Annotated in this window: 26 protein-coding genes and 2 pseudogenes; 11 read left to right on the forward strand and 17 right to left on the reverse strand. The window is 68.8% G+C overall.

Annotated elements, in window-relative coordinates; all coding sequences use genetic code 11:
- Positions 1–66: 66 nt before the first annotated feature.
- Positions 67–171, forward strand: a pseudogene (locus A5659_RS28925) (hypothetical protein); the annotation flags it as partial.
- A 61-nt stretch (positions 172–232) separates the two neighbouring features.
- Here A5659_RS28925 and A5659_RS05105 read toward each other — a convergent pair.
- The 6 genes and pseudogenes from A5659_RS05105 to secY all read right to left on the reverse strand — a co-directional run.
- Positions 233–1,114 (reverse strand): annotated as a pseudogene (locus tag A5659_RS05105) (FAD-dependent oxidoreductase); the annotation flags it as partial.
- A gap of 8 nt (positions 1,115–1,122) precedes the next feature.
- The gene (locus A5659_RS05110) at positions 1,123–1,842 is read right to left on the reverse strand and encodes an anti-sigma factor (protein WP_066881420.1); all 720 of its coding nucleotides are present in this window, start codon (positions 1,840–1,842) and stop codon (positions 1,123–1,125) included.
- Between the two features lie 30 nt (positions 1,843–1,872).
- Entirely contained in the window at positions 1,873–2,418 is a 546-nt protein-coding gene (locus A5659_RS05115; RefSeq protein WP_082972677.1) for a sigma-70 family RNA polymerase sigma factor, read from the reverse strand.
- 39 nt (positions 2,419–2,457) lie between these two features.
- The gene (map, locus tag A5659_RS05120) at positions 2,458–3,261 is read right to left on the reverse strand and encodes a type I methionyl aminopeptidase (RefSeq protein WP_067179595.1); all 804 of its coding nucleotides are present in this window, start codon (positions 3,259–3,261) and stop codon (positions 2,458–2,460) included.
- Between the two features lie 2 nt (positions 3,262–3,263).
- Entirely contained in the window at positions 3,264–3,809 is a 546-nt protein-coding gene (locus A5659_RS05125; RefSeq protein WP_066869466.1) for an adenylate kinase, read from the reverse strand.
- Entirely contained in the window at positions 3,806–5,131 is a 1,326-nt protein-coding gene (gene secY / locus A5659_RS05130; RefSeq protein WP_066869463.1) for a preprotein translocase subunit SecY, read from the reverse strand. Before secY ends, A5659_RS05125 begins: the two co-directional genes overlap by 4 nt.
- 290 nt (positions 5,132–5,421) lie before the next feature.
- Here secY and A5659_RS05135 point away from each other — a divergent pair, with 290 nt between their 5' ends.
- From A5659_RS05135 to A5659_RS05145, 3 genes are read left to right on the forward strand one after another with little or no spacing between them, the layout of a single operon-like run.
- Positions 5,422–6,336: a class I SAM-dependent methyltransferase gene (locus A5659_RS05135; protein WP_066869460.1), complete on the forward strand. Its 915-nt coding sequence runs from the start codon at positions 5,422–5,424 to the stop codon at positions 6,334–6,336.
- Between the two features lie 2 nt (positions 6,337–6,338).
- The gene (locus A5659_RS05140; RefSeq protein WP_066869457.1) at positions 6,339–7,271 is read left to right on the forward strand and encodes a class I SAM-dependent methyltransferase; all 933 of its coding nucleotides are present in this window, start codon (positions 6,339–6,341) and stop codon (positions 7,269–7,271) included.
- Entirely contained in the window at positions 7,268–8,200 is a 933-nt protein-coding gene (locus A5659_RS05145; protein WP_067179597.1) for a class I SAM-dependent methyltransferase, read from the forward strand. The genes A5659_RS05140 and A5659_RS05145 overlap by 4 nt, the downstream gene beginning before the upstream one ends.
- Positions 8,201–8,203: 3 nt before the next feature.
- On the opposite strand, the gene A5659_RS05150 is transcribed toward A5659_RS05145, so the two are convergent.
- Both A5659_RS05150 and A5659_RS05155 read right to left on the reverse strand, forming a co-directional pair.
- On the reverse strand, positions 8,204–8,872 hold the full coding sequence (locus A5659_RS05150; protein WP_067144587.1) for a GNAT family N-acetyltransferase: 669 nt from the start codon (positions 8,870–8,872) through the stop codon (positions 8,204–8,206).
- 9 nt (positions 8,873–8,881) lie between these two features.
- The gene (locus A5659_RS05155) at positions 8,882–10,252 is read right to left on the reverse strand and encodes an FGGY-family carbohydrate kinase (RefSeq protein ID WP_066881421.1); all 1,371 of its coding nucleotides are present in this window, start codon (positions 10,250–10,252) and stop codon (positions 8,882–8,884) included.
- A 30-nt stretch (positions 10,253–10,282) separates the two neighbouring features.
- Between A5659_RS05155 and A5659_RS05160 the strand changes: the two genes are divergently transcribed.
- Both A5659_RS05160 and A5659_RS05165 read left to right on the forward strand, forming a co-directional pair.
- On the forward strand, positions 10,283–11,263 hold the full coding sequence (locus tag A5659_RS05160) for an NAD(P)-dependent oxidoreductase (RefSeq protein ID WP_067179598.1): 981 nt from the start codon (positions 10,283–10,285) through the stop codon (positions 11,261–11,263).
- Positions 11,260–11,913, forward strand: a complete 654-nt coding sequence (locus A5659_RS05165) for an L-fuculose-phosphate aldolase (protein ID WP_067179600.1) — start codon at positions 11,260–11,262, stop codon at positions 11,911–11,913. Before A5659_RS05160 ends, A5659_RS05165 begins: the two co-directional genes overlap by 4 nt.
- 19 nt (positions 11,914–11,932) lie before the next feature.
- Here A5659_RS05165 and A5659_RS05170 read toward each other — a convergent pair whose 3' ends face one another.
- Positions 11,933–13,159, reverse strand: coding sequence for a cytochrome P450 (locus A5659_RS05170; RefSeq protein ID WP_066869438.1), 1,227 nt, complete (start codon positions 13,157–13,159; stop codon positions 11,933–11,935).
- Positions 13,156–13,740: a TetR/AcrR family transcriptional regulator gene (locus A5659_RS05175; RefSeq protein WP_231997739.1), complete on the reverse strand. Its 585-nt coding sequence runs from the start codon at positions 13,738–13,740 to the stop codon at positions 13,156–13,158. The genes A5659_RS05170 and A5659_RS05175 overlap by 4 nt, the downstream gene beginning before the upstream one ends.
- Positions 13,741–13,816: 76 nt before the next feature.
- On the opposite strand from A5659_RS05175, the gene A5659_RS05180 reads away from it, so the two are divergent.
- The 4 genes from A5659_RS05180 to A5659_RS05195 all read left to right on the forward strand — a co-directional run bounded on the left by A5659_RS05180 (position 13,817) and on the right by A5659_RS05195 (position 17,811).
- The gene (locus tag A5659_RS05180; RefSeq protein WP_066869435.1) at positions 13,817–14,851 is read left to right on the forward strand and encodes a dihydrodipicolinate reductase; all 1,035 of its coding nucleotides are present in this window, start codon (positions 13,817–13,819) and stop codon (positions 14,849–14,851) included.
- Positions 14,852–15,013: 162 nt separating this feature from the next.
- Positions 15,014–15,979, forward strand: coding sequence for a class I SAM-dependent methyltransferase (locus tag A5659_RS05185; RefSeq protein ID WP_067179602.1), 966 nt, complete (start codon positions 15,014–15,016; stop codon positions 15,977–15,979).
- On the forward strand, positions 15,976–16,887 hold the full coding sequence (locus A5659_RS05190) for a class I SAM-dependent methyltransferase (protein WP_066869429.1): 912 nt from the start codon (positions 15,976–15,978) through the stop codon (positions 16,885–16,887). The genes A5659_RS05185 and A5659_RS05190 overlap by 4 nt, the downstream gene beginning before the upstream one ends.
- A 9-nt stretch (positions 16,888–16,896) precedes the next feature.
- Positions 16,897–17,811 carry a class I SAM-dependent methyltransferase gene (locus tag A5659_RS05195; protein ID WP_067179604.1) on the forward strand — a complete coding sequence of 305 codons (915 nt, stop codon included), beginning with the start codon at positions 16,897–16,899 and terminating at the stop codon, positions 17,809–17,811.
- A gap of 13 nt (positions 17,812–17,824) precedes the next feature.
- Here A5659_RS05195 and sppA read toward each other — a convergent pair whose 3' ends face one another.
- A complete protein-coding gene (gene sppA / locus A5659_RS05200; RefSeq protein WP_067179606.1) occupies positions 17,825–19,600 on the reverse strand; it encodes a signal peptide peptidase SppA in 1,776 nt (591 codons plus the stop codon).
- A 38-nt stretch (positions 19,601–19,638) separates the two neighbouring features.
- Between sppA and A5659_RS05205 the strand changes: the two genes are divergently transcribed.
- A complete protein-coding gene (locus tag A5659_RS05205; protein WP_067179607.1) occupies positions 19,639–20,565 on the forward strand; it encodes an LLM class flavin-dependent oxidoreductase in 927 nt (308 codons plus the stop codon).
- Here A5659_RS05205 and rplO read toward each other — a convergent pair whose 3' ends face one another.
- Genes rplO through rpsH form a run of 6 tightly spaced genes read right to left on the reverse strand, consistent with a single transcriptional unit; the run spans position 20,566 to position 23,313 of the window.
- Positions 20,566–21,009, reverse strand: a complete 444-nt coding sequence (rplO, locus tag A5659_RS05210; protein WP_066869416.1) for a 50S ribosomal protein L15 — start codon at positions 21,007–21,009, stop codon at positions 20,566–20,568.
- Positions 21,006–21,224, reverse strand: coding sequence for a 50S ribosomal protein L30 (gene rpmD / locus A5659_RS05215; RefSeq protein WP_066881399.1), 219 nt, complete (start codon positions 21,222–21,224; stop codon positions 21,006–21,008). Before rpmD ends, rplO begins: the two co-directional genes overlap by 4 nt.
- Positions 21,221–21,904 carry a 30S ribosomal protein S5 gene (gene rpsE / locus A5659_RS05220; RefSeq protein ID WP_066869410.1) on the reverse strand — a complete coding sequence of 228 codons (684 nt, stop codon included), beginning with the start codon at positions 21,902–21,904 and terminating at the stop codon, positions 21,221–21,223. Before rpsE ends, rpmD begins: the two co-directional genes overlap by 4 nt.
- A 37-nt stretch (positions 21,905–21,941) precedes the next feature.
- Positions 21,942–22,310 carry a 50S ribosomal protein L18 gene (gene rplR, locus A5659_RS05225; RefSeq protein ID WP_082972484.1) on the reverse strand — a complete coding sequence of 123 codons (369 nt, stop codon included), beginning with the start codon at positions 22,308–22,310 and terminating at the stop codon, positions 21,942–21,944.
- A gap of 41 nt (positions 22,311–22,351) precedes the next feature.
- Positions 22,352–22,891 carry a 50S ribosomal protein L6 gene (gene rplF, locus A5659_RS05230; protein ID WP_066869404.1) on the reverse strand — a complete coding sequence of 180 codons (540 nt, stop codon included), beginning with the start codon at positions 22,889–22,891 and terminating at the stop codon, positions 22,352–22,354.
- A 23-nt stretch (positions 22,892–22,914) separates the two neighbouring features.
- Positions 22,915–23,313, reverse strand: a complete 399-nt coding sequence (gene rpsH / locus A5659_RS05235; RefSeq protein WP_066869401.1) for a 30S ribosomal protein S8 — start codon at positions 23,311–23,313, stop codon at positions 22,915–22,917.
- Positions 23,314–23,319 lie beyond the last annotated feature (6 nt).

Consider the following 23,319-nt stretch of genomic DNA (forward strand, 5'->3'; position numbering starts at 1 on the left):
TTCCGCCATCCGATCCCGCGCGCGGGCCAAGGCCCGGTGACCCTGCTCGGCGACGCCGCGCACACGATGCCGCCCACCCTGGCTCAGGGCACCAACCAGGCGTTGCTCGACACCATGGTGCTGTGCGGGGCACTGGCGGGCGTGCGTCGTGCGACAAACGTTCGCGGCGAAGACGTTTCGCGTGCGTTGCGGTCCTACGAGAAGACCCGGCGACGGCGGGTCATGGCCGTGTCGTGGGCGGCATCGTGTGCGCGGCGTCGCCGAGCAGGGTCACCGGGCCTTGGCCCGCGCGCGGGATCGGATGGCGGAAATGCGGGAACGGCGAGCGGGCCAAATCGTCGTCGGTCAAGGTGGCGAGCACCCGATCGACCGAGTCCGACCATCCGCAAAAGTGCGAGCGCATCATCTCGATCGGCCGCTGCGGCCGGACGAAGTCGGGCGACCACGGCAGGTCGAACCACCACTGCACGTCCGAGCCCCCGGCCGGCCACAGGCCGAGGTTGCCGTGCCCGCCGATGATCATCAGCGCGGCATCGCAATCCGCGATCTCCGGAAGCGTGGCCAGCCCCTGCCAGCTGCACCAGCCGGTGGGCGACGCGCCTTGGGCGCCAACGTGATCGCGCACCCGCGAGTGCAGGCCGTCGGCACCGATCAGCACGTCCCCCTCGGCCACCGTGCCGTCGTCGAACTCGACGCTGACCCCGTCACCCGTGCTTGCCAACCCGATCACCCGGGAGCCGCACCGGATGCGCTCGACCGGGAACCCCTCGAGAAGCCGATCCAGCAGAACGCGGCGCGGAACCATCCGGATGGGCGCACCCAGTCGCCGCACCATCGCGGTCACGTCGAGGCTTCCGACCCTGCGGCCCGTGGGCGTCACCGCCCGCACGGTGGCCAAGGGCCGGCCGGCGCCGTCCATGTCGACACCCAGCTGGTTGAGGACCGTCTCGCCGTGGGACCAGATCGTCACCGCGCCGCCGGCCGCCCGCACATCGGGCCGCTGCTCGAAGACGGTGACGTCATGCCCGTCGCGGAGCAGGCCCCGGGCGACGGAGATGCCCGCGACACCGGCGCCCACGACGAGCACCCGGAGCGAACGCGCGTCGCCGAACACGCGATCCTCTATAGCGAGCGTTGCAGGAGCACTTGGCCGCTGTCGGCGGCAACCACCTGCACGGCGGCGATCTGGTCGATCGGGGTCGAGATGGCGCCCGCGGGTGTCGCGGTGTGGCCGGGCACGGCCACCCACGTCGCCAACCGCGTCTGGCTGCCGTCACGACCCACCACAACCATGGCGAGCGTGTCGTGGTGCGCGTTGAGCGGCGCCAGGCACACGCAGCGCAGGTTGATGGAGGTCCCCCAGTGCTGGCTGCTGACGGCGACCGTCGACGTCAGCAGGGTGGTGCTCACCTGCGCCATCGGCTCCGACGACGCGGTCACCTGCTGGGACGGAGTCGACGACCACCCCTCGAGGCCGACGAACACCCCGATCGCCAGCACCGCGGCCGCGGCCGCCGACGCCACCCAGGTCACCACCCGGGTGCGGCGCCGGCGCCAACGAACCGTCGCCAGCAGGGACGGCAGCAACTGTGGAGACATCTCCGGGGCCGGACCGGATTGGTCGATCGCGGCCACCTCGGCACGGTCAAGCTGTGAGAGCAGGGCCGGCACTCCACTGAGATCGGCGACGGCCTCCCGGCAAGACGGGCAGCGCGCCATGTGCGTCTCGAATTCGCGGCGTTCCGCGGCCGACAAAGATCCCAACACGTATGCGGCATCCCACATCGCGTAGCGGTCTTCGGGAGGGCCGACATCCTGCACCGGCGTCCTCATTTCATCCATCTCCGTCACCCCTCAAGCATTCGGAGCCCCTCATCGGGTGACCCCAAGTTCCTGCAGAGTGAGTCGCAACGCCCGCACGGCATAGTGTAGTCGCGACTTCACTGTTCCCTCGGCGATGCCGAGGTCCGCAGCGATCTGCGTGGTGGTCCATCCGCGGTAGTAGGACCGTTCGATCACTGCTCGGTGCTCGGCGGACAACTGGGCCATCCCGTCCGCTATCAGCAACCGGTCCAGCGCCGCATTGACCTCATCCGGCGTGGACTGTTCGGGCGCACCCGATACGTCTGTGGAACCGACGACGTTGCGAAACCGCGCGCTGCGCCGGTCGTCGATGATCATGTTGCGGGCCACCGTGAACAGCCACGCCCGCGCCGAGCGCTCGGTGTCCCCGACGACCTCGGGATGCTGCCATGCGCGCAGCAACGTCTCCTGGACCACATCCTCGGACTGGCTCGCGTCCCCCGTCAGCCGCAGCGCATAACGCCACAGCACCGCGGCGTGTTCGTCATAGAGCGCCTTCATCAGAGCGGCCTCGGCAGCCCCGGAAGCCCTCCCCGTGCCAGCCACACGAGCCACTCGATCACCTCCTGCCCGGGAAACGAGCGGAGCTGAGGTTTAGTTCACCAGCGTCAGGATGCGCGGCCCCGCGTCGGTGGCCGCGACGGTGTGCTCCCAGTGTGCCGCGCGCGAGCCGTCGGTGGTGGTGACCGTCCACTGGTCGTCCAGCACCACCGTCTTGCCGGTGCCCAGCGTCAGCATGGGCTCGATGGCCAGCACCGACCCGGCGGCCAGCAGGGGGCCGCGCCCGGGCGAACCCTCGTTGGGCAAAAACGGATCCATGTGCATCTGCCGGCCGATGCCGTGCCCGCCGTAACCCTCGACGATCCCGAAGGCGCGCGAGTGGCGGGCCTCCGCGTCGCGGGTGCCCATCTCGATGGCGTGCGACACGTCGGTCAGCCGGTTACCGGGCACCATCGCCGCGATCCCGGCCTCCAGCGATTCGCGGGTCGCCTGCGACAGCGCTTCGTCGGCGGCGTCCAGCGTCCCGACCCCGAAGGTGATCGCGGCGTCGCCGTGCCAGCCGTCGAGCACCGCGCCGCAGTCGATGGACACCAGGTCACCGGACGCCAGGATCTCGGCGGCCGACGGTATGCCGTGGACGACCCGCTCGTTGACCGAGGAACAGATCGACGCCGGATAACCGTGATAGCCCAGGAACGACGGCACCGCGCCGGCGTCGCGGATCACCGACTCGGCGATCTCGTCCAGGCTCAGCGTCGACACCCCGACGATCGCGGCCGCCCGCACCGCCTGTAGCGCCGCCGCGACCACCGCGCCCGCCGCCGCCATGGCGTCGAGCTCACCGGCGCTGCGCTGCGGCACCACCTTGCGGCTCCGCAGCCGCGCCAGCGGGTTCATCCCTACTTGCCCAGCGCCTGCAACGCGCGGGCGAACACTTCGTCCATAGTGCCGACGGCGTCGACCGTCTTGAGCTGGTCGCTGTAGTACTCCAGCAGCGGTGCCGTCTCGTCGCGGTAGACCTTCATCCGGTTCAGGATGATGTCGTCGGTGTCGTCGGCGCGGCCCCGCGCTTTGAGCCGCTCCAGCAGCTCCTCCTGGGACACCCGGAATTCCAGCACCGCGTCGATGTCGGTGCCCCGGCGCCCCAGCATGTCGTGCAGGGCTTTGGCCTGTCCGGTCGACCGCGGGAAGCCGTCCAGGATGAAGCCGTTGGCCGCGTCGGCATCGCTCAGGCGGTCGTCGACGAGCTGGTTGGTCAGCTCGGAGGGCACCAGGTCGCCGGCGTCCAGGTAGCGCTTGGCCTCCAGGCCCAGCTTGGTTCCGTTCTCGATGTTGCTGCGGAACAGCTCACCGGTGGAGATGTGCGGGATTCCCAGCTTTTCGGAGAGCTTCTGGGCCTGCGTTCCCTTGCCCGCCCCCGGCGGTCCCAGCAAAACGACTCTCACTTCAGGAACCCTTCATAGTTGCGCTGCATGAGCTGACTCTCGATCTGCTTGACCGTATCCAAGCCCACGCCGATCATGATCAACACCGCGGTACCGCCGAACGGCAGATTCTGAACCGCTCCGCCATTGCCGATCTGCAAGAACAAGTTGGGCAGCACCGAGATCGCGCCGAGGTAGATCGAACCCGGCAGGGTGATCCGGCTCAGCACGAAACGCAGGTAGTCGGCGGTCGGCTTGCCCGGCCGGATGCCGGGGATGAACCCGCCGAACTTCTTCATCTCGTCGGCACGCTCGTCGGGATTGAACGTGATCGACACGTAGAAGTACGTGAAGAAGATGATGAGGCCGAAGTAGATGGCGATGTACACCGGATCGCTGGGGTCCGACAGGTAGCTGCCGACGAACTTGTCCCACCAGCTGTTGCCCACGCCGCCGCTGCCGCTGCGGATCAGTTGGGTGATCAGGTGCGGGATGTAGATCAGCGAGGACGCGAAGATGACCGGGATAACACCGGCCTGGTTGACCTTGAGCGGCAGATACGTGGAGGTTCCGCCGTACATGCGCCGGCCGACCATCCGCTTGGCGTACTGGACCGGGATCCGGCGCTGGCCCTGCTCGACGAACACGACGCCGACGATGATGACCAGCGCGGCGACCAGGACGGCGGCGAAGATCATCCCGCCGCGGCTGTCCAGGATCGTCTTGCCCTCGGCGGGGATGCGGGCCGCGATCCCGACGAAGATCAGCAGCGACATGCCGTTGCCGATGCCGCGCTCGGTGATCAGCTCACCCATCCACATCACCAGCGCCGCGCCGGACGTCATCACCAGCACGATGACCACCAGCGTGAAGATGCTCTGGTCGGCGATGATGTCCAGCGAGCAGCCCTGCAGCAGCCCGCCGTTGGCGGCCAGGGCCACGATGCTGGTGGCCTGCAGGATGGCCAGCGCGATGGCCAGGTAGCGGGTGTACTGCGTCATCTTGGCCTGGCCCGATTGGCCTTCCTTGCGCAGTTCCTCGAACCGCGGGATGACGACCGTGAGCAGCTGCACGATGATGCTGGCCGTGATGTAGGGCATCACCCCCACCGCGAACACGGTGAGTTTGAGCAGGGCACCACCGGAGAACAGGTTGATCAGCGAGTAGATCTGTCCGGCCGCGCCACCGCTGGCCTCTTTGATGCACTGCTGGACGTTCGGGTAGTTGACGCCAGGGGACGGTAACGCGGCGCCGACCCGATACAAGACGACGATGCCAAGCGTGAAGAGGATCTTCCGTCTCAGGTCGACTGTCCGCAGCGATGAGATGAAAGCGGAAAGCAACTCTTCCTCCTGCGCAGCCGGGGGTTTCCTGCATCACGCGCCCAACACCCGCAGGCCAGGACGTACGGCCGACTAATCTACAGCGCGTCAAACCGTGTACGAGACTAACAGCTGGTACGGGCAGCTCTGGTCAGGGCCTTTACTGCGCCCCTCTGGGAGACCGCCCGCGGCGCGGTTAACCGGGCGTTTGCGTCGCCGCCGCCCCACGGGAGAAAAACACAGCAAGCCGTAAGCCGCGAGGCGTAGAGTTCCCCTGACTCGTTGCATTTGCTAAATAACTTGGGAGCAGCATGACACGCACTGACCAAGACAGCTGGGACTTGGCCTCGAGCGTCGGCGCCACGGCCACCATGGTCGCCGCGGCCCGCGCGCTGGCCAGCGAGGGTTCCAATCCGATCATCAACGACCCCTTCGCCGCACCCCTGGTGCGCGCGGTCGGCCTCGATTTCTTCCGGCGCCTGGTCGACGGTGAGGTCACCGAATCCGAGGGCTACCAGGGCAGCGGCAAGGACCTGGGGCTGGAGACCGACTCGATCGCCGTGCGCACCCGCTTCTTCGACGACTTCTTCCTCGACGCCGCCCGCGACGGGGTCCGCCAGGCGGTGATCCTGGCCGCCGGCCTCGATTCCCGCGCCTACCGGTTGAGCTGGCCGGCCGGCAGCGTGGTCTACGAGGTCGATCAGCCCGCCGTCGTCGAGTTCAAGAGCACGACGATGTCGCACCTGGGTGCCGCCCCGGCCGCGGAGCGGCGCACGGTCAGCATCGATCTGCGCGAGGACTGGCCGGCCGCGTTGCGCGACAGCGGCTTCGACGTGACCCAGCCGACGTCGTGGAGCGCCGAGGGACTGCTGATGTACCTGCCGCCGGACGCCCAGGACCGGCTCTTCGACAACATCACCGAGCTCAGCGCCCCCGGCAGCAGGCTGGCCACCGAGTATCACCCCGACACCGCCGGCACGACGATGTCGCAACGCGCCCAGGAGTTCAACGACAGGTGGGCCAAAGTCGGCTGCGACATCGACCTGTCGGGGCTGTTCTTCGACGGCGAGCGCAGCAACGTCGTCGACTACCTCACCGGTAAGGGCTGGGAGGTGGCCGCCCGGCCGCGCCGCGAGCTGTTCGGCGAATACGGCCTGAAATTCCGCGACGACGAGGCGATGGCGCAGTTCCGCAACATCGTCGCGGTGACCGCCACCCTGCGTTAGCCATGCCGGAGACCGACAACAAGCGATCGGACGGCGACAGCTGGGATCTGGCGTCCAGCGTGGGAGCCACCGCCACCGCGGTGGCCGCCCGGCGGGCGCTGGCGTCCAAGGGTCCCAACCCGCTGATCGACGATCCCTTCGCCGAGCCGTTGGTGCGCGCCGTCGGCGTCGAGGCCTTCATCCGGATGATGGATGGAGACATCGAGACCCCCGAGGATGATCCGGCGTTCACCGCGCGGCGGCTCGGTGAGGGCATGGCGGTCCGCACCCGGTTCTTCGACTCGTTCTTTCTGGGGGCCGCCGACTCCGGTATCCGCCAGGCCGTCATCCTGGCCTCGGGACTGGACACCCGGGCCTACCGGCTGGCCTGGCCGCCCGGCACCGTGGTCTACGAGATCGACCAGCCGCGGGTGATCGAGTTCAAGACCCGCACGCTGGCGGACCTGGGTGCAACCCCGAGCGCCGAGCGGCGGGCGGTGGGCGTGGACCTGCGCGACGATTGGCCGGCCGCATTGCGCGACGGTGGATTTGATGCGGCCGCGCCCACGGCGTGGAGCGCCGAAGGCCTGCTGGGTTATCTGCCGCCGGAGGCACAGGACCGCCTGTTCGACAGCATCACCGCGCTGTCCGCCGTCGGCAGCCGGATCGGCACCGGCTACGTGCCCGACATGCGCGGGCGCATCGAAAAGCGGGGCCGCGAGATCAGCGAGCGCTGGCGCCGGATGGGGCTAGACCTCAACTGGGCGGATCTGGTGTACCCCGGCGAACGCAACGACGTCGTGACCTACCTGTCCGAGCGGGGCTGGCGCTCGTCGGTGCACAGCACCCCGGAACTGTATGCCGCCAACGGTTTCGAATTTCCCGAGCAACCGTCGATGGCGGCCTTCGCCGACATCCGATACGTGACCGCGACCCTGTCCGAGGAGGCGTCGTGACCCGCACCGATCGAGACACCTGGGACCTGGCCTCGAGCGTGGGCGCCACGGCGACCTGGGTCGCCGCTTGCCGGGCGCTGGCCGGTAAGCGGGCCGACGCGCTGATCGACGATCCGTTCGCCGACCCGCTGGTCCGCGCGGTGGGCGCCGAGTTCTTCATCCGGGTGCTCGACGGCGAAATCACCGATGAGACCGGCGGTCTCGATGCCGACGCCGACCCGGACGCGGAATTCAACCTGCAGCGGATGACCAACATGATGGCCGTGCGCACCCGCTACTTCGACGACTTCTTCACCGACGCAACCGCTTCCGGTATCCGCCAGGTCGTCATCCTGGCCTCCGGCCTGGACTCACGACCCTATCGCCTGGCCTGGCCGGCGGGCACCGTGGTGTACGAGGTCGACCAGCCCGCCGTCATCGAGTTCAAGTCCACGACGCTGGGCGCGTTGGGGGCCAAGCCCACCGCGCAGCTGCGCACGGTGTCGGTCGACCTGCGCGAGGACTGGCGTGGCGCCCTGCGGGACAAGGGTTTCGACGAGTCGCGGCCCAGCGCCTGGAGCGCCGAGGGCCTGTTGATGTATCTGCCGCCGCAGGCGCAGGACAGCCTGTTCGACGTGATCACCACGCTCAGCGCGCCGGGCAGCCGGCTGGCGACCGAGTACCACGACGGCGGCACCTCGGACCTGCTGGAAAGGCGCGCCAAGGCGATGACCAGGCGGTGGGGGCAATTCGGCTTCGATGTCGACGTGTCGACGCTGGTCTACCGCGGCGCGCGCACGCCTGCAGCGCAGTATCTGAGCGCCCTGGGCTGGCAAGTGTCGACCCGCACCCGCGCCGACATGTTCGCCGAGGCGGGGCTGCCCCTTCCACCGGGCGACAGCCTGGAGTCGCTGCGGCACAGCATCGCGGTCGACGCCGTACTGCCCTGACCGTCAGTGGGGGTTGGCCGCCGGTGCCCGCACGACCATCGGCACGGCCGGGAAACACCAGGCCATCTCCGAGCGCGACTTGCGCAGCGCGGCGGTGCCGTAACCCCGCTTGCGGTGATCGGGGTGGATCCAGATCCGCACGTCGACCTCGCCGCGGACCAGCTCGCCGAACACCATGCCGACCTTTTCGCCGTGGTCGATGGCCACGAACCAGGCGGCCTCCTCGTCGTCGACCCGGCCCAGCGCGGCGCTGATCTCGTCGTCGAGGTTGCCCGCCTGCCCGCCGGATCCGTCGCCCGACACGCCACCCATGTCCTCGGTGCGGACGCGGAAGATGTCGCGGTCCTCGCTCGCGGAGAACGGCCGCAGCTCGAGGGTGTCCCCCGAACTCGCGGGACGCTCGCCCAGGGTGAAGCTCAGCTGCTTGTTCAGGTCCTCGAGTTCGGTCTGGATCGTCTTTCGCGAATCCTTCGTGAGTCGGTCGAAGGACAAGCCGAATACCGCTTCGGCGCCCGTCCGCGAGGTATCGAGCAAACCGGCGATGGCGTCGATCGCCTCCGATTTGTTGCCCGCCTCCACAATCAGGTCGAGTACTTCGTGCCGTCGTTCAAGGGCTTTCAACAGTGCGTCGGCGATTTCGCGGCGGGCGGCTTTGCGGTCCTGGTCGGTCATTGCACCAGCCTAGATCGCCGGTGGCACCACCGCGCTACATCTGCGGTTCCCCAACTCCAGGAAGCGCTGGTAACGATCCCCGACCGCGCTCGCCCAGGCGGGGTCGGGCTCCACGATGCGCTCGGTGCGCACCCATCGGGCGGCATCGGCGATGGTCGTCTCGAGGCCGGCCGCCATGCGCGCCAGGAAGGCGGCTCCCAGCGCGGCCCCCTCCGCCACCCCGGACACCTCGACCGGGCGCCCGGTGGCGTCGGCGATGGCTTGCAGCCACGGCCCCACCCGGGTGCCGCCGCCGGTGGCCACGATGCGTGACACCGGCGTCCCGGACAGTTCGATGAGCTGGCGGACGACGAAGCCGGATGCCTCGTAGGCGGCCCGCCGCAGCGCGGCGGCGTCGTGGGTGAGATCCAGCGCCTCGAGCACGCCCCGGCGGTCCGGGTCGTGGAACGGGGTGCGCTCGCCCCGCAAATAGGGCGACCACACCGGCACCCGCCCGGGCTCCACGGCCGTCGGATCCGCCGGTGCCACAACGCGATCCACCCAGCCCAGGAACAGCCCGCCGGCGTTGCTGGCCCCGCCGATCTGGCTCTTGCCGGGCGTGGTGTGCGGAATGGTCCACAGGCCGGGCATCTGGCGAGCCTCGGCGATCGTCGTCCAGACAATCAGCGTGGTCCCGCACATCACCAGCACGTCGCCGTCGTGATCGGCACCGGCGACGATCTGTTCGCACAACGCGTCGATGGCGCCGGTGGCCAGCGCGGCCTCGCTGCCGTTGACCTGCCCGACGACGGCCCCCATGCTTTCCACCCGGGGCAGCTGCGAGACCTGCGCGCCCCGGTCGGCGCATGCCTCGGCGTTCCAGCCGGTCCCGTCGAACAAGGGAAACGCCGTGGCGGCGGTGGCGATGTCGATGACCGCCTGGCCCGACAGCGCGTGGTTGGCCACCGCCGGCGCGGGCCAGTAGCCGGCGGCGCCCGGCGCGTGGGCGGCCGTCCAGCGCAAGAACTCGGCGGCCTCGCCCAGTGCGGGCAGCTGCGGCGCTTGTGGGCCCGGGCCGCCGGGCGCGCGGCCCCGCGCGTCGCCGTAGAGCAGTCCCGGCGTGATCGGTGTGCCGGTGTCGTCGACGGCGGTCATCGACGGCACCATCGCCGAGACGGCCACCGCCGCGATTCCGGGTTGCCCGACCAGTTCGTCCAGCGCCGCCGACGGCCCACGCCGCCACGCCGCCACGGCGTCGTGCTCCAGCCGGTCGGGTTCGGGCACCCGCAGCTCGTGCGGGATGCGCACGCGCGCCGTCACGTTGCCGTCGGGGTCGGCGGCGATGGCCTTGACCGCGGTGCTGCCGACGTCGATGCCGATTGTGACGTCATTGCGTGACACGGGCGTCACCGTACGCCAGCATTGGCACTCGTGACGTCCAAACCGCGCGCCTTGGTGACCGCCCCGATGCGTGGGCCGGGCTTCGCCACACTGCGGGAGCTCGCCGACGTCGTCTACGACCCCTGGATCGAGCAGACCCCGCTGCGCATCTACAGCGCCGAGCAGCTGGCCGAGCGAATCACCGGCGAGGGCGCCGAAATCGTGGTGGTGGAAAGCGATTCGGTGCGGGGCCCGGTGTTCGACGCGGGCGTGCGGGTGATCGCGTCCACCCGTGGCGACCCCAACAACGTCGACGTCGCCGGGGCCACCGCGGCCGGCATCCCGGTGCTGAACACGCCGGCCCGCAACGCCGATGCCGTCGCCGAGATGACGGTGGCCCTGCTGCTTGCCGCCACCCGGCACGTGCTGACCGCGGACGCGGATGTGCGCAGCGGCAACATCTTTCGCGACGGCAGCATCCCGTATCAACGCTTCCGCGCCGCCGAGATCGCCGGGCTCACCGCGGGGCTGGTGGGCCTCGGCGCGGTCGGCCGCGCTACGCGGTGGCGGCTGTCCGGGCTGGGCCTACGCGTCATCGCCCACGACCCCTACAACCCCGACGCCCGGCACAGCCTCGACCAGTTGCTGGCCGAGGCCGACGTGGTCTCGATGCACGCCCCGGTCACCGACGACACGGCCGGCATGATCGGCGCGCGGGAGTTCGCGGCCATGCGCGACGGCGTGGTCTTCCTCAACACCGCCCGGGCCCAGTTGCACGACACCGATGCGCTGGTGGACGCCCTGACCGCGGGCAAGGTGGGCGCCGCGGGGCTCGACCACTTCGCCGGCGAGTGGCTGCCGGCCGATCACCCGCTGGTGGGCATGGGAAACGTGGTGCTGACCCCGCACATCGGGGGCGCCACCTTCGACACCGAGGCGCGGCAGGCGCAGATGGTGGCCGACGACCTGGAAGCGCTGTTGGCCGGCAACGCGCCCGCGCATATCGTCAACCCGGAGGTGTTAGGGCCATGAAGTTCGTGGACAACCCGGAAACCGCGGTGCTGGACGCCGCCAAGGACATGCTGCGCCGCGGTCTGGTCGAGGGGACTGCCGGCAACATCTCCGCGCGCCGCGCCGACGGCCACATCGTCATCACCCCGTCGTCGGTCGACTACCGCGACATGCAGCTCGACGACCTGGTGCTCGTCGACGCCGACGGCTCGGTGCTGGAGGCGGCGCAGGGCCGCGCGCCGTCATCGGAGATGCAGCTGCACCTGGCGTGTTATCGGGCGTTCGACGACATCGGCAGCGTCATTCACAGCCATCCGGTGTGGGCCACCATGTTCGCCATCGCCCACGAACCGATCCCGGCCTGCATCGACGAGTTCGCGGTTTATTGCGGCGGCGACGTCCGGTGCACCGACTACGCCGCCTCCGGCACGCCCGACGTCGGCGCCAACGCGGTGAAGGCGCTCGAGGGCCGCGGCGCCGCGCTGATCGCCAACCACGGCCTGGTGGCGGTGGGACCGCGGCCCGACAAGGTGTTGCATATCACCGCGCTGGTCGAGCGGACCGCTCAAATCGTCTGGGGTGCAAGGGCTCTCGGCGGGCCGGTGCCCATCCCCGAGGACGTCAACCGCAACTTCGCGTCCGTGTATAGCTATCTGCGGACGAACGCCTAGCCGGCCGCCGGGCCCGGCGCTAGCTGAAACTGACCGGGAGTGACTCGTACACGGTCATGTTGTTGCACAGGTCGGGCAGCGTCATCCTCGGTCGGCCGACGTCGATGTTGTTGGTATTCAACAGGATTTCATCGAGCGCGGCCCGGACCTCCGCCCGCGCAAGCATCGCACCCAAGCAGTGGTGGGCGCCGCCGCCGCCGAAGGACTGGTGGGGGTTGGGATCACGGCGGATGTCGAACCGGTAGGGGTCCGCGAAGACGTCCTCGTCGCGATTGGCCGAGCGCAGCATCGTCACCACCCGCGCACCCGCGGGGATCACCGCGTCACCGAGCGTCACATCCCTGATCGCCCCGCGCACCCAGAACATGATCGGTGTGGAGTAGCGGATCACCTCCTCGACCGCGGTGCGCCGCGTGTCCGGGTCGGATCGGTAGGCCGCGAGCTGATCCGGATTGCCGGCGAAGGCTCGGATGCCGTCGCACAACGCATTTCGCGTCGTATCGGCGCCGGCCAGGCCGAGCACGAAGAAGAAGATCTCCAGCTCGTTGGATGGCAGCAAAAAGCTTTCGCCCGATTCCGCGGTGATCTCGGTGGTGCACAGCGCGCTCCAGATGTCGTCCACGGGATGCTCCCGCTTGCGGGCGGTCAGCGCGCTCGCGTACTCGAACAGCTCCATGAACGGCAACAGATCATCGCCGCCGGGGACCGACATCTGTGCGCCGGCCGTCTTCAGCACCCGGTCGATCAAGCCGAACACTTGGGGGCGGTCGGCGTCGGGGATCCCGACGATGTCACCGATCACCGATATCGGCAGTCCCGCGGCCAGGTCGACAAACTCACCGCCACCGGATTCGACGAGTGTCGCGGCCATGGCCTTGGCCCGCCGGCGAATCCCCTCTTCCAGTTTGGCCACCGCGCGGGGTGTGAACGCGCGGGAGATGACTTTGCGGCGAATCGTGTGATCCGGCGGGTCCATGCTCACGATCGCCGGATAGGCGTCGAACAACGGTACGTCCTGGATCAGCGGGCCGCGGGTCGCCGTGAATGTTTCGTGATCGCGGTGCACGCGCGCGACGTCCGCGTGCTTGGTGCACACCCAAAACTCGCGTCCCACAGCGGATTGCACGTCGGAAGTCAGCCGCTGGTGAAAGACCGGGGTGTGGGCGCGCAACTCGGCAAACAGATCGTCGGGAAAACGCGACGCCCATAGCGCGGGGGCGGCGAGATCGATGGTCGCGCCGGTCACGATCCGTCTCGATTCCGCTTGAGCTCCTCGCGCAGGCCGGCCAGGATCAGGCGCAGTCCGTAGGCGAACGCCTCGTCACCCGGACCGTGTGCCATTCCCCCGGCGCGCCGGGTGTGTTCAAGCTGAACCGAGCCCAGCAGATGGATGTACAACGCTGCATGCGCGGCATCGAAATGCTTTTCATCCAAGCCACTTTCGCGCAGAATTGCGCGCGCGGCGCGGTTCATCTCGGCGGCCGCGGCGGTGTGCGGATGCTGCTGGAGCAGGGCCGCGATCCCGGGAACGTCGACGAGCACGTGCCAGGCATTCAGGTGCAGCGCAACCAACCGCGCTTCCCAATCGCCCGCCTGCGGCACCTCGATCTGCGTGAGGACCGATTCGATGAGCAGATCGAGCAGTTCGCGCTTGTCGCGGACGTGGTAGTACACCGACGAGGCGGCCGTACCCGCTTCGGCCGCCAGCTCCCGCATCGTCACCCGGCCGACGCCCACGCGCCTAGCCAGTTGCAGGAGGTGCTTGGTCAGGTGCGCCCGGTCCAGGGCCCCGTAGCGCAGCACCGGTACATCGACGTCGGCCTTCACGCGTCCCCCACTTCGAACAGCGTTCTATTTCGAACGGTGTTCAGATTAGAACAGCGTTCGCCTACGCTTGTCAACCATGGGGCGATACCACGTGGTTCAGTGGTCGACCGGCAACATCGGAAGGCGGGCGCTGGGCATCCTGCTGGACCGCGACGACTTCGATCTGCAGGGCGTACATGCGTTGGACGCCGCGAAGGCGGGGCGCGACGCGGGAATCCTCGCGGGCCGGCCCCCGACCGGCGTCATCGCGACGAGCGATGTCGACGCGCTGCTCGACCTGGCACCCGACTGCGTGAGCTACATGCCACGCGTCATCGACTACGCGCTGGTGGAAACGATGTTGCGTCGCGGCATCAACGTGGTCACGACGGGCGACTTCCTGACCGGCACCCACCACCGGGCTGAACTGCCGGCGCTTGAGGAGGCCGCGCGCCGGGGCGGTGCGACCTTTCTGGGAACGGGTTTCGAGCCGGGCTTCATCAACGTCGTCGCCGGCTTCCTCACCGGTGCCTGCCGCAAGGTTCGCAGCGTCAAGCTCGTCGAAACGCTGGACTGCACCACCTATCCCGTGCGGGAGGTGTGGCAGGTGCTCGGATTCGGTAAGCCACCGCGGCAGCCGCTGACGCCGATCGACCCCGCGGCTCAACGCTACGGCCTCGGTTACTTCGAGACCCTGGACATGATCGCCACAATGCTGGGGACCGAACTCGATTCGACAGAGGCGTTCGTCGAGACCGCGGTGCTGACCCGGGATCTGGATCTGGGGTGGGTGAATTACGCCGCCGGCACCGTCGGCGGCCAGCGCCGCACCTATCGGGGCTATCGCCGCGGAAGCCCGCTGGTCGAACTGGCCATCTGCTGGACCATGAGTGACGACGCGCTCGAGCCGAAATGGACCGACCCCGAGGGTTTCCGCGTGGTGATCGACGGCGAACCGCGCGTCGACGCGACGATCAGGTTCGGCGAGCCCGGGCAGGACGTGATGACCGTGCTGATGGACAGCACCGCCGTCGCGGCCGTCAACGCCATCCCGTTCCTGTGCCAGGCGCCACCGGGGGTCATCACGCCAATCGATCTGCCGCTCATCGGTTCCCGCGGCGCGTTGGGCTAACGCTGGTCGAACCCGTGATGAGCACCCGCTTATCCGCCACCGCGGAGGGCGTCGCGTCCGCCATCAGTAAAGGTTGCCGCGAAATCCGGGAAGCGTACAGTGGGAGAAGCTTGTTATATCGGCTAAGTATTAGATTGACTACCTCCGATAGGAGCACACCGTATGACTTCCACCAGGTACGAAGGCGACACCTGGGACCTGGCGTCCAGCGTCGGCGTGACCGCGACCATGGTCGCGGCGGCCCGCGCCATGGCCACCCGGGCCGACAACCCGCTGATCAACGACCCCTTCGCCGAGCCGCTGGTGAAGCTGGTCGGCGTGGACCTGCTGTCCCGGCTGGCCAGCGGCGAGCTGGACCCCGCCGAGCTGAACGACGTGCGCGACGGCGCCGCGGGATCCGCTGGCGCGATGTCGCGGATGGCCGACAACATGGCCGTGCGCACCAAGTTCTTCGACGAGTTCTTCCTGGATGCGACGAACGCCGGCATCAAGCAGGCGGTGATCCTGGCCTCCGGGCTGGACGCCCGCCCGTACCGGTTGGCGTGGCCGGCCGGGACGGTGGTCTACGAGGTGGACCAGCCGCAGGTGATCGAATTCAAAACCCGCTCGCTGGCCGAGCTGGGCGCCGAGCCGACCGCCGAGCGGCGGGTGGTGGCCGTCGACCTGCGCGACGACTGGCCCACCGCGCTGCGCAACGCCGGATTCGACCCGGCCCAGCCGACCGCGTGGAGCGCCGAGGGCCTGCTCGGCTACCTGCCGCCCGAGGCGCAGGACCGCCTGCTGGACACCATCACCGAGCTCAGCGCGCCGGGTAGCCGGTTGGCCACCGAGAGCGCGCCCAACCCCGAGCCCGGTCACGAGGAGAAGATGAAGGAGCGCATGCAGACGATCTCCGAGCGCTGGCGTGCGCACGGTTTCGAGCTGGACATGGCGGGACTGGTCTACTTCGGCGACCGCAACGAGGCGGCCGCATACCTGGCCGACCGCGGCTGGCGGCTGAACAGCGCCAGCATCACGGAACTGTTCGCCGCCAACGGACTTGACCCGCTCACCGACGATGACACGCGGATGGGCGAGATGCTGTACACCAGCGGCACGCTCGGCGAGAAGGAGGAGGCAGCCCGATGACCACCGACGCGGCAAGAACCGACGGCGACAGCTGGGACCTGGCGTCCAGCGTGGGAGCGACGGCAACGATGGTCGCCGCATCCCGCGCCGTCGCTTCGCAGGGGCCCAACCCACTGCTCGACGATAAATTCGCCGATCCGCTGGTCCGCGCCGTCGGATTGGACCCCTTCATCCGCATCATCGATGGTGACGTTGACTTCGCCGACGATCCGCTGATGAACCGCAAAGCCAGGGCCGAGCAGATGACCGTCCGGACACGGTTTTTCGACGATTTCTTCATCAATGCCACCGAAGACGGTGTGCGCCAAGCGGTGATTCTGGCTTCCGGCCTGGACACCAGGGCCTACCGCTTGCCGTGGCCCGCGGGCACCGTGGTCTACGAGATCGACCAGCCACAGGTCATCGCGTTCAAGACCAACACGCTGGCAGGCCTCGGCGCGGCCCCCACCGCCGAGCGGCGGACAGTGGCCATCGACCTGCGCGAGGACTGGGCTGCGGCCTTGCGCGAGAACGGGTTTGACGTCTCGCAGCCGACCGCGTGGAGCGCCGAAGGGCTGCTGCCCTACCTGCCACCCGAGGCGCAGGACCAGCTGTTCGACAACATCACCTCGCTCAGCGCGCCGGGCAGCCGGCTGGCCACCGAACACGTGCCGGACCCCAACGCCTTCACCGACGAACGCCTGCAGCGCATCACCGAGCGGTGGCGCAGTGCCGGGTTCGACCTTGACGCAGGTGAGCTGTTCTACCGGGGTGAACGCAGCGTCGTCGTCGACTACCTGAGCGAGCACGGCTGGGATGTGACGGCCCACGCAGTAAGGGAACTGTACGCGCACAACGGCTTCGAATTTCCCGAAGAAGTGGTGGTGGCCTTCGGTGACCTGAGCTACGTCGCCGCCACCCTCAAGTAGGCTGCTTCCATGTCACGCAGTCACGACGATGAGTGGGATCTTGCCTCCAGCGTCGGCGCGACCGCGACCATGGTCGCGGCCGGGCGCGCCATGGCGTCCAAGGATCCCCGCGGTCTGATCAACGATCCGTTCGCCGAGCCGCTGGTGCGCGCGGTCGGGGTGGATTTCTTCACAAAGATGATGGACGGCGACCTCGAGCTGGATGCGATCGAGAACGCCACGCCGGTGCGCATCCAGTCGATGGTCGACGGAATGGCGGTGCGTACCAAGTACTTTGACGACTACTTCGTCGACGCCACCGGCGGCGGGTTGCGGCAGGTGGTGATCCTGGCCTCGGGGCTGGACTCGCGCGCCTACCGGTTGCCCTGGCCGGCGGGCACGGTGGTCTACGAGATCGACCAGCCGCGGGTGATCGAATTCAAGAGCCGCACCCTGGCCGACGTCGGCGCGGAGCCGACCGCGCCGCGGCGCACCGTTCCCATCGATCTGCGCGCGGACTGGCCCGCCGCCCTCAAGGCGGCGGGATTCGACACCACGGTGCCAACGGCCTGGCTGGCCGAGGGCCTGCTGATCTATCTGCCGCCCGACGCCCAGGACCGGCTGTTCGACAACATCACCGCGCTCAGCGCACGGGGAAGCACCATTGCCACCGAATTCGTGCCCGGCATAGTGGATTTCGATGCCGAACGGGGTCGGGAGATGTCCGGTTCGTTCCGGGAGCACGGCGTCGACATCGACATGGCGTCGCTGGTGTACGCCGGTGAACGCAACCATGTCATCGACTATCTGTCCAGCATCGGCTGGAAGGCCGAGGGCGTCACCCGCACGGAACTCTTCGCGCGCAACGGCATCGAGGCGCCCGCGCCGGAGAACGACGACCCGCTCGGCGAGATCATCTTCATCAGCGCCGAGCTGGCCGGCTAGACCGGCTGGGTCCCTAGAGCCGCCAGGGCCCCAGCCACAGCGCGCTGGCGCCGTTGTAGGACCGTTCGACGTTGTCCAGGACGGCGCCGATGGTGCGGCCCAACAGCGCGGCCAGCGCGTCAGGCAGCGACGCGGCCGCCGGCTGCGAGGAGGCCCGCGGCCGCAGCATGTCCAGCAGCGAGCCGCCCGGGAGGGTGACCAGGCGCACGTCGGCGTCTTCGTCCAGTCCGGCAAGGATTTTCGCCCGGCGCAGCGCGGTACGGAAGCCACCCAGTTCGTCGACCAGCCCCCGCTCGCGGGCGTCGGCACCGGTCCACACCCGGCCCCGGGCCACGCGATCGACGGCCTCGGTGGTCAGATTGCGGCCGTCGGCGACCCGCTCCAGGAAGTCGGCGTACACCAGGTCGGCCTCGGCCTCCCGGTGGGCGCGCTGCTCGGGGGTGAACGGCGTCTCGATCGACCAGGCATCGGCATTGGCGTTGGTACGCACGGTATCCAGCCCGACGCCGAGGCGCTGCAGCAGATCGCGAATCACCAGCTTGCCGGTGATCACGCCGATGGAACCGGTGACGGTCGCGGGGCTCGCGACGATCGCGTCGGCGGCCGCGGCAATGTAATAGCCGCCGGACGCGGCGACCGCACCCATCGACGCCACCACCGGCTTGCCGCGCTTGCGCGCCCTTTTCACTTCTCGCCACAGCGTTTCCGATGCGGTGACCGAGCCGCCGGGGCTGTTGACCCGCAGCACGATCGCGGCCACCGAATCGTCGGCGGCGGCTTGCCGCAGTGCCGGGGCGATGGTGTCGCTGCCCACGGTGGATGCGCCGAACGGCAGGAACTGCGGTCCCCCACGTCCGTCGACGATCGTGCCGTCGACGTTGATCACGGCCACCGCCGGTTTGGCGCGCCGTCCGGGAACCGGGGGCACCGGCGGGGCCAGCCGCGACCGGGCCGCGCCGGCATAGCGCGACACATACAGCCGCGGTGGCGTGTTCTCCTCCGAAACATCTTTTACGCCAACCAGTTCCGCGATGCGGTCATAGGCTTCGTCCCGGAATCCGATCCGGTCGACCAGGCCAGAGGACACGGCCTCGTCGCGCAACAGCGGGGCGCGGTCGGCCAGCGCGTCCAGGGCGCCGGCATCCAGCTTGCGTGATTTCCCGACCGCCTCCCACACCTGCTCCTGCAGGCTTTCCAGCATCCGGGTGACGGCCTCGCGGTGGGCCTCGGTGAAGCCGTGCTCGGTGAAACGGTTTGCCGCCGACTTGTATTCGCCGCGGGCGACGAATTGGGCCTCGATGCCGGCCTTGTCCAACGCGTCGCGCAGGAAGGTGGCATTGCTGGCGAAACCGATCAGCCCGACGCTGCCGGCGGGCTGCATCCAGACCTCACCGAACGCCGAAGCCAGGTAGTACGACAGCGTGCCCGGGTAGGTCTCGGCCCAGGCCAGCGACGGCTTGGCGGCAGTGAAAGCGACGATGGCCTCGCGCAGTTCCTGCACCGCCGCCGCCGGCGACGCCGTCAGTTGCACACGGGCGATCAGCCCGGCGACCCGCGGATCCTCGGCCGCCCGGTAGATGGCGGCCACCACGTCGCGCAGCGCGAGCTGCCGGCTGCCCCCGCTGACGAGGGCCAGGGGGTCGAAGCCCGAGGTCTCCGGCGGAATCGTGCGCAGGTCCAACTCGAGCACACAGCCGTTGGGCACGCCGTGATGACGGGCGGTATCGACCCGGCCGGCCAGCGCCCGAACGTCGTCGACTCCGGGGATCGAAGGCAGGAAAGCGAACATGTCTGCAGACTACCGATGCACGGCCGTACGGTGGTCGGGTGAGGTTTTCCATCGCGATCCCGCAATTCGACTACGACGGCTTCGACGCAGCGGGGCTGCGCGCTTTCCTCGCGCGCGCCGAGGAGCTCGAGTTCGAGGGCGGCTGGCTGCTCGAACAGATCATCGGCCCCGCACCGCTGCTGGCTCCGCTGGAGCTGCTGGCGTATTGCGCGGCCTGCACCGAGCGCCTGCGCCTGGGCGTCGCCGTCCTGGTGACGTCGCTGCACGATCCGCTGCAGTTGGCCTCGGCCGCCACCGCGGTCGACCGACTCAGCCACGGCCGCTTGGACATTGGTGTCGCGCCCGGGGGTGGTCGGCGGCAATTCGCCGCCTTCGGCGTGGACAAGGACACGTTCATCTCGTATTTCACCGAGGGCCTGGAACTGATGAAGGCGGCCTGGTCCGACGAGCCAAGGGTGACGTTTCACGGCCGGTTCCGCGACGTCGACGACCTGCCGATATCGCCCAAGCCGGTGCAGCGCCCGCACCCGCCGATCTGGTTCGGGGGCCTGGCGCCCAAGGCCCTGGCCCGGGCGGTGCGACACGGCGACTCATTTTTGGGCGCCGGTTCGTCGACCACCGAAGCGTTCGCCGGCGCCGTGACCGTGGTGCGCCGCGAACTCGAGGAGCAGAACAAGGATCCCGCGACCTTCACCATCGGCAAGCGGGTCTATTTGATGGTCGACGACGACGCCGCCAAAGCCCGCGAACGCGTGCTGGACGGCCTGGACCGCATCTATGGCCGGATGCCCGGCGTGCAGGACGTGCCGGTCTCCGGCACACCCGACGACGTGGTGCGCGGGCTGCGCGAGGTCATCGACGCCGGGGCCCAGATGGTGCTGTTGAATCCCGTCGGCATCGACGCCGCGCAGAACCACGAACAGATGGAACGCCTTGCCGCAGAAGTGATTCCGCAGCTGAGCTAGCTAGGACAGCTCGGTGGCCGAACCGCCCGCGGCGGTGATCTTCTCGCGTGCGCTGCCGCTGAACTTGTGTGCGGACACCTCGACCTTGACCGTCAGCTTGCCGTCGCCGAGGACCTTGACCAGCGAGTTGCGGCGAACCGCGCCCTTGGCCACCAGCTCGTCCACGCCGATCGAACCACCCTGCGGGAAAAGCCGATTGAGGTCGCCGACGTTGACGATCTCGTACTCGGTGCGGAACCGGTTGCGGAACCCCTTGAGCTTGGGCAGCCGCATGTGGATCGGCATCTGGCCACCCTCGAAGGTGGCCGGCACGTTCTTGCGTGCCTTGGTGCCCTTGGTACCGCGACCGGCGGTCTTGCCCTTGGAGCCCTCACCGCGACCGACCCGGGTGCGCGCGGTCTTCGACCCCCGCGCCGGCTTGAGATCGTGCAGCTTGATCGTCATTTCTTGCTACCTCCGGTACCCGCGGTCGACGCCTCGGCCGGCTCCACCTCGACGAGGTGGCTGACCACCGCGATCAACCCGCGGGTCTGTGGGTTGTCCTCGCGAACCACCGACTGGCGAATCTTGCGCAGGCCCAGGGTGCGCAGGGACTCACGCTGCTTCCAGCGGGCCCCGATGGTGCTGCGCACCTGGGTGATCTTCAGTTGACTGCTCATGGTTGTGCCCCCGACGTCTGGGCCTCGCGTGCCGCCGCGCTGGCGATCGCGTCACCTTCCCGGCGAGCCTTGAGCATTCCGGCCGGCGCAACGTCCTCGATAGGCAGGCCGCGGCGAGCGGCCACCTCCTCGGGGCGCTGCAGCAGCTTGAGCGCGGTGACCGTCGCGTGGACCACGTTGATCGCGTTGTCGCTGCCCAGTGACTTGGCCAAGATGTCGTGCACGCCGGCGCATTCCAGCACCGCACGGGCGGCGCCACCGGCGATCACGCCGGTTCCGGGGCTGGCCGGGCGCAGCAGCACCACGCCGGCGGCCGCCTCACCCTGAACCGGGTGGGTGATGGTCCCGCGGATCAGCGGCACCCGGAAGAAGCCCTTGCGGGCCTCCTCGACGCCCTTGGCGATGGCCGCGGGAACTTCCTTGGCCTTGCCGTAGCCGACACCGACCATGCCGTTGCCGTCGCCGACGATCACCAGCGCGGTGAAGCTGAATCGCCGTCCACCCTTGACCACCTTGGAAACGCGGTTGATCGCGACAACCCGCTCCAGGTAGTTGCTCTTGTCGCCGTCGCGGTCGCGGCCACCACGACCGCCGTCGCCGCGCCGGCCGCGGCTGTCGCGGTCCCCGCGCGAGTCACGGCTGTCGCCGGCGCCTTGTCCGCCGGCCGGCTGCTCCGCCATTATGCGGTCCTTCCAGTCGTGTTCAAGCTCTTCGTCATCAGAATTGCAATCCGTTCTCGCGTGCGGCATCGGCCAGCGCCGCGATCCGTCCGCCGTAGGTGTATCCGCCTCGGTCGAAGACCACGCTGTCGATGCCGGCGGCCTTGGCGCGCTCGGCGATCAGCTGGCCCACCCGCACGCTGCGGGCTTTCTTGTCCCCCTGCAGGCTGCGCACGTCGTCCTCGATGGACGACGCGGCGGCCACCGTGGTCCCGTTCTCGTCGTTGACCAGTTGCACGTGGATGTGCCGCGCGGACCGGTTGATCACCAGCCGCGGACGCTGGCCGGTGCCGGCGATCTTCTTGCGCAGGCGTGCGTGCCTGCGCAGCCGGGAAACCCGCCGAGTCGCGGATACGCTCTGCCCCACCGGCTTTCGCGCGGCGGTGCCAGCTTGTGTTTGCGCCATGATTACTTACCTGTCTTTCCGACCTTGCGGCGGATCTGCTCACCCTCGTAGCGCACACCCTTGCCCTTGTACGGGTCGGGGCGGCGCAGACGGCGGATGTTCGCCGAGATCTGGCCGACCTTCTGCTTGTCGATCCCGGTGATGGTGAATTTCGTCGGCGACTGGACGGCGAACGTGATGCCGTCCGGAGCCTCGATCACCACGGGGTGGCTGTAACCCAGCGCGAACTCGAGGTTGGAACCCTTGAGCTGCACCCGGTAACCGACGCCGAAGATCTCCATCTTGGTGGTGTATCCCTGCGTGACGCCGGTGACCAGGTTGGACACCAGGGTCCGCGACAGCCCGTGCAGCGAGCGGTTGCGCCGCTCGTCGTTGGGGCGGGTGACCACGATCGCGCCGTCGTCGTTGCGCGACACGGTGATCGGCTCGGCCACCGTCAGGTCCAGGGCGCCCTTGGGTCCCTTCACCGACACCTTCTGGCCATCGATCGTCACGTCGACTCCGGACGGGACCGGAACCGGCTGCTTACCAATGCGAGACATAGTCTTTCGTTACCTCCCCGCCCTTACCAGACGTACGCGAGGACTTCGCCGCCCACGCCCTGTCGGGCTGCCTGGCGGTCGGTCAGCAGGCCCGAGGAGGTGGAGATGATCGCCACCCCCAGGCCACCGAGCACGCGCGGCAGATTGGTGGATTTCGCATACACCCGCAAACCGGGCTTGGACACGCGGCGCAGGCCGGCGATGCTTCGCTCCCGGCTCGGCCCGTACTTGAGCTGGACGATCAGCGACTTGCCGACCCGGGCATCCTCGGTCCGGAAATCGCTGATGTAACCCTCGCTCTTGAGGATCTGGGCGATGTTTGCCTTCAGCTTCGAGTGCGGCAACGTCACCTCGTCGTGATACGCCGAATTGGCGTTGCGCAGACGTGTCAAGAAGTCTGCGATCGGGTCCGTCATAGTCATCGAGCG

The sequence above is a fragment of the Mycobacterium sp. 1165196.3 genome (genome assembly GCF_001673415.1).
Classification (GTDB): Bacteria; Actinomycetota; Actinomycetes; order Mycobacteriales; family Mycobacteriaceae; genus Mycobacterium; species Mycobacterium europaeum_A.